This is a genomic window from Acidovorax sp. FG27 (genome assembly GCF_040365715.1).
Taxonomy (GTDB): Bacteria; Pseudomonadota; Gammaproteobacteria; order Burkholderiales; family Burkholderiaceae_C; genus Paracidovorax.
Map to the genome: position 1 here is coordinate 281,613 of NZ_BAABVY010000010.1, position 8,531 is coordinate 290,143.

The following is an 8,531-nucleotide window of genomic DNA, read 5'->3' on the forward strand; positions in this document are numbered from 1 at the left end:
CGCCTGCCGGCCGGCCCGCGTTGGCGCGCCCTTATTTGGTGCCGAAGATCCGGTCGCCCGCGTCGCCCAGGCCCGGCAGGATGTAGCCGTGGTCGTTCAGTTCGCGGTCGATGGCGGCGGTGTAGATCGGCACGTCGGGGTGGGCCTTCTGCAGCGTGGCGACGCCCTCGGGCGCGGCCAGCAGGCAGACGAACTTGATCGAGCGCGGGTTCAGCTTCTTGAGCCGGTCCACCGCGGCGGCGGCGGAATTGCCGGTCGCCAGCATCGGGTCCACCACGATGATGTCGCGCTCTTCCATCTCGGAGGGCATCTTGAAGTAGTACTCGACGGGCTGCAGCGTCTCGGGGTCGCGGTAGAGACCGATGTGGCCGATGCGAGCGCCCGGAATCACGTTGAGCATGCCGTCGAGAAAGCCGTTGCCGGCGCGCAGGATGGACACCAGCACCTGCTTCTTGCCGTCGATGACCTTGCCGGTCATCGTCTCCAGCGGCGTCTCGACCTCGATGTCCTGCAGCGGCATGTCGCGGGTGATCTCGTACGCCATCAGTGTGCTCAGTTCGCCCAGCAGCCGGCGGAAGCTGTTGGTGCTGGCGTCCTTGCGGCGCATCAGGGTCAGCTTGTGCTGCACCAGGGGGTGGGTAATGACGTGGACGTTGGTCATGGCAGGAAGAAGAGGGAGTGGGTGAACGAAAGCGAAAGGCGAGGGCGGCAGCGTGCCCGGGTGGGATGATTTTCCCACGCGGCCCGGCTGCGCGCCGGGGCGTGGCCACCCCATCAGTCGGCCAGAAAGCCCGCGTAGCGCTCCATGTCCACATTGCCGCCGCTCACGACGATGCCCACCCGCTTGCCGCGCAGGTCGATGCCGCCATGCAGCGCGCCCGCGAGCGCCAGGGCGCCGGTAGGCTCCACGACGATCTTCATGCGCTCGGCGTAGAAGCGCATCGCCTGCACCAGTTGTTCGTCGGTGGCGGTGACGACGTCGGCCACGTGGCGCTGGATGATCGGGAAGGTGATCTCGCCGGCCGCCTGGGTCTGCGCGCCGTCGGCGATGGTGCGGGGCGTGTCGATGCGCACGATGCGGCCCGCGCGCAGCGACTGCTGCACGTCGTTGCCGGCGGCCGGCTCCACGCCGATCACCTGGCACTCGGGCGCCAGCGCGGCGGCGGCCAGCAGGCAGCCCGACAGCAGTCCGCCGCCGCCCAGGCAGACGAAGAGATAGTCGAGGTCGGGCACGTCCTGCAGCAGCTCCAGCGCCACCGTGCCCTGGCCGGCGATGACGTGCGGGTGGTCAAAGGGCGGCACCAGGGTCATGCCGCGCTCGGCGGCCAGGCGCCGGCTGATGGCCTCGCGGTCTTCGGTGAAGCGGTCGTAGGTGACCACCTGGGCGCCGTATTCCCGCGTGGCGGCGATTTTGGCGGCCGGCGCGTCCTGCGGCATGACGATGACCGCCGGCATGCCCAGCAGCCGCGCCGACAGCGCGATCGCCTGCGCGTGGTTGCCGGACGAGAAGGCCAGCACGCCGGCCTCGCGCTGGGCGTCGTCGAACTGGCTGAGCGCGTTGTACGCACCCCGGAACTTGAAGGCGCCCATGCGCTGGAAGTTCTCGCACTTGAAGTGGAAATGCGCGCTCGAGCGGGCATCCGCCGTGCCGGACTGCAGCACCGGCGTGCGGTGGGCAACGCCCTTCAGGCGCTGCGCGGCGGCGGCGACGTCGTCGTAAGTGGGCAAGGCCGTGTCGGTCATGGCGGGCATTCCTGGTGCGGGGCGTGAAGGTGGAAGGGGTGCTGTCGCGAAGCATGATACCCGCGCTGCCCAACCGCTTTTTTGAAAGCCAAAATGGCGTCTGGCGCTTGATACATGGGCGCATCCAGCTATCGAAAAGAGAGCATCGTCAGCCCAGCGCCCGCCGTGCCGCCCCATGGAATCACCGCGCGGCGGTGGCCCCACCCAGGCCGTGCCCCGTCACCGCTGCCCGCCCGCCGCTGGAAAGAACACCGCGAACGGCGCCGTGTCGGGCAGCACGTACACCACGCCGGGCATGCGCCCGAGCGTTGGCGCGACGACCTGGTCGTAGAACAGATTGGCCACGTTCACGCAGCCGTTGGAGATGCGCCGCTCGCTCGCGATCGGGCTGGCCAGCCGTTCCGGGCGACGCTCGCGCGGGTGCACGCTGCGGATGCGGTGCATCGAGACGGCGGCGTCGTAGTCGATCCACACCAGGTCGTCGCCGCGCGTGTTGCGGCCCGGCTCGCTGTCGAAGCGGCCAGCGGGTGTGGTGCGTTCCTCGGGGCGCAGAGCGGCCAGCGGCTTGTCGCCCACGCCCGGCGCCGAGGTGTCACCCAGCGCCGAGCCCAGCAGCACGGGCGCGCTGCCCAGCCAGCGCCCACCCGCATCGAAAACGTGCAGCCGCGCATCGGGCTTGTCGATCACGGCGAACGGCCGGCCTTGCGCGTCGCCGGCCTGGGCCACCCAGCGCACCAGGCGAGCGGCATCGGACGAGGCGCCCTCCGGCCAGCGATAGCCCGCCGGCGCGCCCGCCGCGTGGGCACCGCCTGGCAGCAGCGCGGCGGACAGCCAGGCCAGGGCGGTGCGGCGGTCAGGCGATGGAGCGCGGCAAGGAGCGCGGAAGGAGGAGCGGGCGAGCATGTGCCCATGCTATGCGCTCGGCAGGCGAGCCCATGCAGGACGAAGGCGAAGCGGGACCAACCCCACAAAAGCGACGGGGCCCGCAGGCCCCGTCATCGCAACGGTTCGGGCCCGCAGGCCCCGTCGTCGCACCGGTACGGGCCCGGCGCTCAGCCGCCCCGGGTGATCGGCACGCCCGCGTCGCGCCCGTAGCTGCCCCACTTGCCCAGCTCCCACTTGGCGATGGCGTTGCGATGGACTTCGTCCGGGCCATCGGCAAAGCGCAGCGTGCGGGCGTTGGCGTAGGCATAGGCCAGCGGGAAGTCGTCGCACATGCCGCCGCCGCCATGCACCTGCATGGCCCAGTCGATGACCTGGCAGGCCATGCTGGGCGCGACCACCTTGATCATCGCGATCTCGGTGCGGGCGACCTTGTTGCCGGCCACGTCCATCAGCCAGGCGGCCTTGAGCGTGAGCAGGCGCGCCATGTCGATCTTGCAGCGCGCCTCGGCGATGCGCTCCTGCGTCACCGTCTGCTGCGCGACCGGCTTGCCGAAGGCCACGCGCGCCGAGGCGCGCTTGCACATCAGCTCCAGCGCCCGCTCGGCCAGGCCGATCAGGCGCATGCAGTGGTGGATGCGGCCGGGGCCCAGGCGGCCCTGGGCGATCTCGAAGCCGCGGCCTTCGCCCAGCAGGATGTTGCCGGCGGGCACGCGCACGTTCTCGAAGGTCATCTCCACGTGGCCGTGGGGGGCGTCGTCGTAGCCGAACACGTTCAGCGGGCGCAGCACGGTGATGCCGGGCGTGTCCGCCGGCACCAGCACCATGCTCTGCTGCGAATGCCTGGCGGCTTCGGGGTCGGTCTTGCCCATGGTGATGAAGACCGCGCAGCGCGGGTCGGCCGCGCCGGAGATCCACCACTTGCGGCCGTTAATGACGTATTCGTCGCCCTGGCGCTCGATGCGCGTCTCGACGTTGGTGGCGTCGCTGGAGGCCACTTCAGGCTCGGTCATGGCGAAGGCCGAGCGGATCTGCCCCTCCAGCAGCGGCTTGAGCCAGCGCTCCTTGTTCTCCTCGCTGCCGTAGCGGGCGATGGTTTCCATGTTGCCGGTGTCGGGCGCCGAGCAGTTGAACACCTCGCTGGCCCACGGCACGCGGCCCATGATCTCGGCGAGCGGCGCGTATTCCTGGTTGGTGAGGCCCGCGCCGTCATAGCCCGAGGCGGCGGCGCTGTCCACCGGCAGGAACAGGTTCCACAGGCCGGCGGCGCGGGCCTTCGGTTTCAGGTCTTCGATGGTCTGCAGCGCGGTCCAGCGGCGGCCGGCGGCGGTGTTGGCGGCCAGCTCGGCGGCGTAGGCCGGCTCGGCGGCGTAGATGTGCTCGTCCATGAACTTGAGCAGGCGCGCCTGCAAGTCCTTCGTTTTGGGGGAATAGTCAAAGTCCATGGGGTCTCCGTGTGAAATTCGGTGCCCGCCGAGGCGGGCGGGGGCGATCAGCCCTGTTGTGCAAAGTGCCAGGCCATCTCGGCGAGGGGACGCGCGCCTTCGCCGGATGAGCGGGCCTGCGCGCTGGAGGCCGTGCCGGCCTCCACCCGCTTGGCGATGCCCTGCAGGATGGCGGCTAGGCGGAACAGGTTGTAGGCCATGTAGAAGTTCCAATCGCGCCGCAGCTCCTCGGGCGTGGCCTGGCCTGTGCGTTCGCAGTAGCGGCGGATGTACTCGTCCTCGCTGGGGATGCCCAGGCCGGTCAGGTCCAGCCCGCCGATGCCCCGGAACGCGCCGGGAGGAATGTGCCAGGCCATGCAGTGGTAGCTGAAGTCGGCCAGCGGGTGGCCCAGGGTGGACAGCTCCCAGTCGAGCACGGCGATCACGCGCGGCTCGGTGGGGTGGAACATCAGGTTGTCCAGCCGGAAGTCGCCATGCACGATGGACACGCGCCGCTCGTCGCGGGCGCTGGCCGGCATGTGCGCGGGCAGCCACTCCATCAGACGGTCCATCGCCTCGATGGGCTGGGTGATGGAGGCGACGTACTGCTTGCTCCAGCGGCCGATCTGCCGGTCGAAATAGTTGCCGGGCTTGCCGTAGCCCGCCAGGCCCCGGTCGGCAAACGGCACGCTGTGCAGCGCGGCGATCACGCGGTTCATCTCGTCATAGATGGCGGCGCGCTCGGCCGGCTCCATGCCGGGCAGGGACTGGTCCCACAGCACGCGGCCCTGCATGAACTCCATCACGTAGAAGGCGCGGCCGATGACCGATTCGTCCTCGCACAGTGCCAGCATGCGCGGCACCGGCACGTCGGTGCCGGCCAGGCCGCTCATCACCGCGAACTCGCGCTCGATGGCGTGGGCCGAGGGCAGCAGCTTGGCGACGGGGCCGGGCTTGGCCCGCATCACGTAGCTCTGGCCGGGCGTCACCAGCTTGTAGGTGGGGTTGGACTGGCCGCCCTTGAACATCTCCACCGTGAGCGGCCCCGCGAAGCCCGGCACGTTCGCCACCAGCCAGGTGGTGAGCGCCTCCGTGTCGAACGTGTGCTGCCCGGAAACGGGGCGGGTGCCGATGAAGTGGTCGAAGTTGCTCATGGATCGGGCGATGCGGTCGGGGTGGAGGGGGGCCTTAGCTATCGGATTCGGCGATGCGCAGCAGCGCCTCGCGGTCGCACACCACCAGGCCGCCCGGTTCGATGCGGATGATGTCCTCGCGCTCCATCGCCTTCAGCTCCTGGTTCACCCGCTGGCGCGATGCGCCCAGCAGCTGCGCCAGCTCTTCCTGCGCCAGCTGCAGGCCGATGCGCATCTCGGTGCCGTGCGACAGGCTCGGGATGCCGTAGCTGCGCACCAGGTGCAGCAGCTGCTTGGCCAGGCGCGAGCGCAGGGGCAGGGTGTTCAGGTCTTCCACCAGCCCGAACAGCTGGCGGATGCGGCGCGCATGCAGCCGCAGCATGGCCTCGTACAGCTCGGTATGCAGCCCCAGGATCTTGCGGAAGTCGGCCTTGGCCACGCACAGGATCGTGGTGTCGCCATGGGCATAGGCATCGTGCGTGCGCCGGTCGCCGTCGAAGATCGCCACGTCGCCGAACCAGATGCCCGGCTCCACGTAGGTCAGCGTGATCTGCTTGCCCGAGATGGAGGTGGAGCTCACCCGCACGGCGCCCTTGGCGCAGGCGATCCACTCCTCGGGCGGGTCGCCGCGCGCGGCGATCAGTCCACCGTCCTTGAAGCGTTTGACGTAGGCGCATCGAAGTATGTCGTGCCGAAGTGAGGGAGAGAGGGAGGAAAACCAGCGACCGGTATTGATCGCCTCGCGTTCGTCGATGGTAAGAATGGGGTCGTCCATGTTCTGTCGTTTGCGTGACTGGGCTCGAGAACCATTGTCGCGTGCGAGACCGGCCCGCCGGACGCGGGTTGTCACTTGCGTGTCAAAGCGCCAGGGCGGGTGCCCGGCGGGCCATGCGCCGGATGGGCGCGGCCCCACGCCGCCGGACCTGGGCAGCGTGGTGATTTGCGGTCGAATGGGCCTCTGGCGCCCGTCTTTCAAGCGCCTGCAGCTATATTATTGATAGCTAGGGGGCCGTTTTTCCAGGAAGGCCGCGATGCCTTCGCCCGTGACGGCGTGCTGGGCGTTGCGCACGAAATGGCCACGCTCCGCCGCCAGGTGGGCGGCGAGCGTGTGGCCGGGGGCGTCGTTCAGCAAGTCCTTGGTGCTGGCCAGCGCGTGGGGTGCGCGCTCGTTCAGCGCTTGCGCGAGCAGCAGCGCTTCGTGCAGCGCCCGGCCCGGCTCGGCCAGGCGGTTGACCAGGCCCAGGGCATGCAGCCGCTCGGCGTCGATGCGCTCGCCCAGCATCAGCCACTCGGCGGCCAGCTGGCGCGGCAGTGCGCGCGACAGGTTCCATGAGGCGCCGCCCTCGGCCGACAGGCCCATGCGGCTGTAGGGCAGGGCGAACGCTGCATTGCGCGCCGCCACCACCAGGTCGCAGGCCAGCGCCAGCGCGAACCCGCTGCCCGAGGCCGCTCCCTCGACCGCCGCGATCACCGGCTTGGGGTAGGTGCGGATGGTCTCGATCCAGCTGTGCAGGCCCTCGACGGCCGCGGCCTGCGCCTCGGCGCCCTGCTGGCGCCGCGCCAGCAGCCGCTGCAGGTGGGTGCCCTCGCTGAAGTCGCCGTCGGCGCCGGTGATGACGACGCTGCGCACCTCGTCGCTGCGCTCGGCCACGCTCAGGGCTTCGACCCCGGCGGCGTAGAGCGACTCGTCCAGGGCGTTGCGCGCCTCGGGGTGGCGCAGGGTCAGGATCAGGGTCTTGCCCTGGCTGGTGCTGAGGAGTTCGGCGGGCATGCGGTGGGGGTGGGTCTGCGGTTCGGGCCAGGGGCGGGCGGGGTTCTTCAGTCTTCGACGTGCGCGAGGCTCAGGCCGATCGCGCCGCGGCGGCGCAGCCAGGGGCTGGGCCGGTAGCGCGTGTCGCCATACACCGTCTGCAGGTTGAACAGCACCTCCAGGATGTTGGTCGGCCCCCAGCGGTCGCCCATGGCCAGCGGCCCGAGCGGGTAGCCCAGGCCGAGCATGACGGCGGTTTCCAGGTCCTTCGGCGTGCAGATGCGCTGCTGGCAGATGTCGCTGGCGATGTTGACGATGGTGGCCACCACGCGCTGCGTGACGAAGCCGCCGCTGTCGCGGATCACGCTCACCGCCTTGCCGTCCCGGGCGAAGAGGGCGTGGGCGGCATCGCGGATGTCGGTGCGCGTGGCCGGGTTGGTGGCCAGCACGCGGCGGCGGGTGGCGGCGTCGTCCACCAGCATGTCGATGCCGATGGTGCGGGCCGGGTCCAGCCGCTCGACCACGGCGACCGTGGTCACGTCGAAGCCCAGCGGCGCCACCAGCGTGATGGCGGTGGACGAGGGCGAGGCGCCGGTCTCGATGCGCGCGCCCAGGTCTTTCAGCAGCTGGTACAGCTCGGCCCGGCGCGATGCGCGGGGCGACACCCATACCGGCGGCATCTCAGCCACCTGCGGCACGGGCGGCTCGGGCGGCACCTGCGCCACGCCGTCGGCATAGCGGTAGAAGCCTTCGCCCGTCTTGCGGCCCAGCACGCCGCCGGCGAGGCGCTGCGCGGCGATCACGCTGGGGCGAAAGCGCGGTTCCTCGTAATACTGCTGGTAAATCGACTCCATCACCGGCTGCGAGACGTCCAGCCCGGTCAGGTCCATCAGCTCGAAAGGCCCCAGGCGAAAGCCCACCTGGTCGCGCAGGATGCGGTCCACCGTGGCGAAGTCGGTCACGCCCTCGCCGACGATGCGCAGCGCCTCCGTGCCGAAGCCGCGCCCGGCGTGGTTGACGATGAAACCCGGCGTGTCCTGCGCGGCGACGGGCGTGTGGCCCATCTGGCGGGCGAATTCCGCCAGCCGGGCGGTCACGCCGGGCGCTGTCTTCAGCCCGGCGATCACTTCCACCACCTTCATCAGCGGCACCGGGTTGAAGAAGTGAAACCCCGCCAGCCGCTCCGGTTTTTGCAGCGCCGCAGCCAGTGCGGTGATGGAAAGCGAGGACGTATTGCTTGCCAGCACCGCATCTGCTGCAACAATGGATTCCAGTTGAAGAAGGAGATCGCGCTTGGCATCGATGTGCTCGACGATGGCTTCTACCACCAGTTGCGCGCTGGCCAGGGCCGACAGGCTCTCGACCGGCACCAGCTGCCCATGCCAGCGATCCGCGTCGGCCTGCTCGATGCGGCCCTTCGCGACGAGGCGGAGCCATTGCTGGTGGATGTCCTCGCGGGCCGCCTCTGCGGCGCCGGGGCGGCTGTCGAACAGCAGGACCTGGCTGCCAGCCTGCGCCGCGATCTGCGCGATGCCGCGCCCCATGGCCCCCGTGCCGACGAGGGCCACCGTGCTGAATGTCTTGGTCATGGGGCGCCAT

General features: G+C 70.1%; 8 protein-coding genes. All 8 read right to left on the reverse strand.

What is annotated here, in order from left to right; genetic code table 11:
• Positions 1 to 31: 31 nt before the first annotated feature.
• Positions 32 to 661, reverse strand: coding sequence for a uracil phosphoribosyltransferase (gene upp / locus ABWV53_RS15110; RefSeq protein WP_353366957.1), 630 nt, complete (start codon positions 659 to 661; stop codon positions 32 to 34).
• A gap of 113 nt (positions 662 to 774) precedes the next feature.
• Positions 775 to 1,743 (reverse strand): threo-3-hydroxy-L-aspartate ammonia-lyase, encoded by a 969-nt coding sequence (locus ABWV53_RS15115; protein WP_353366958.1) that lies wholly within the window; start codon positions 1,741 to 1,743, stop codon positions 775 to 777.
• 219 nt (positions 1,744 to 1,962) lie between these two features.
• Positions 1,963 to 2,646, reverse strand: a complete 684-nt coding sequence (locus tag ABWV53_RS15120) for a hypothetical protein (protein WP_353366959.1) — start codon at positions 2,644 to 2,646, stop codon at positions 1,963 to 1,965.
• Between the two features lie 149 nt (positions 2,647 to 2,795).
• Positions 2,796 to 4,070: an acyl-CoA dehydrogenase family protein gene (locus ABWV53_RS15125; RefSeq protein WP_353366960.1), complete on the reverse strand. Its 1,275-nt coding sequence runs from the start codon at positions 4,068 to 4,070 to the stop codon at positions 2,796 to 2,798.
• Between the two features lie 47 nt (positions 4,071 to 4,117).
• On the reverse strand, positions 4,118 to 5,203 hold the full coding sequence (locus ABWV53_RS15130) for a phosphotransferase (protein WP_353366961.1): 1,086 nt from the start codon (positions 5,201 to 5,203) through the stop codon (positions 4,118 to 4,120).
• Between the two features lie 34 nt (positions 5,204 to 5,237).
• Positions 5,238 to 5,957, reverse strand: coding sequence for a Crp/Fnr family transcriptional regulator (locus tag ABWV53_RS15135; protein WP_353366962.1), 720 nt, complete (start codon positions 5,955 to 5,957; stop codon positions 5,238 to 5,240).
• Between the two features lie 216 nt (positions 5,958 to 6,173).
• Positions 6,174 to 6,953 (reverse strand): oxepin-CoA hydrolase, alternative type, encoded by a 780-nt coding sequence (locus ABWV53_RS15140; RefSeq protein ID WP_353366963.1) that lies wholly within the window; start codon positions 6,951 to 6,953, stop codon positions 6,174 to 6,176.
• Between the two features lie 47 nt (positions 6,954 to 7,000).
• Positions 7,001 to 8,521 (reverse strand): 3-hydroxyacyl-CoA dehydrogenase, encoded by a 1,521-nt coding sequence (locus ABWV53_RS15145; protein ID WP_353366981.1) that lies wholly within the window; start codon positions 8,519 to 8,521, stop codon positions 7,001 to 7,003.
• Positions 8,522 to 8,531: the final 10 nt, after the last annotated feature.

What these genes read in the sequence shown, in the direction of transcription:
- ABWV53_RS15145 (WP_353366981.1), bottom strand. Translation starts at nt 8,521, where the DNA reads ATGACCAAGACATTCAGCACGGTGGCCCTCGTCGGCACGGGGGCCATG.
- upp (WP_353366957.1), bottom strand. Translation starts at nt 661, where the DNA reads ATGACCAACGTCCACGTCATTACCCACCCCCTGGTGCAGCACAAGCTG.
- ABWV53_RS15125 (WP_353366960.1), bottom strand. Translation starts at nt 4,070, where the DNA reads ATGGACTTTGACTATTCCCCCAAAACGAAGGACTTGCAGGCGCGCCTG.
- ABWV53_RS15130 (WP_353366961.1), bottom strand. Translation starts at nt 5,203, where the DNA reads ATGAGCAACTTCGACCACTTCATCGGCACCCGCCCCGTTTCCGGGCAG.
- ABWV53_RS15135 (WP_353366962.1), bottom strand. Translation starts at nt 5,957, where the DNA reads ATGGACGACCCCATTCTTACCATCGACGAACGCGAGGCGATCAATACC.
- ABWV53_RS15115 (WP_353366958.1), bottom strand. Translation starts at nt 1,743, where the DNA reads ATGACCGACACGGCCTTGCCCACTTACGACGACGTCGCCGCCGCCGCG.
- ABWV53_RS15140 (WP_353366963.1), bottom strand. Translation starts at nt 6,953, where the DNA reads ATGCCCGCCGAACTCCTCAGCACCAGCCAGGGCAAGACCCTGATCCTG.
- ABWV53_RS15120 (WP_353366959.1), bottom strand. Translation starts at nt 2,646, where the DNA reads ATGCTCGCCCGCTCCTCCTTCCGCGCTCCTTGCCGCGCTCCATCGCCT.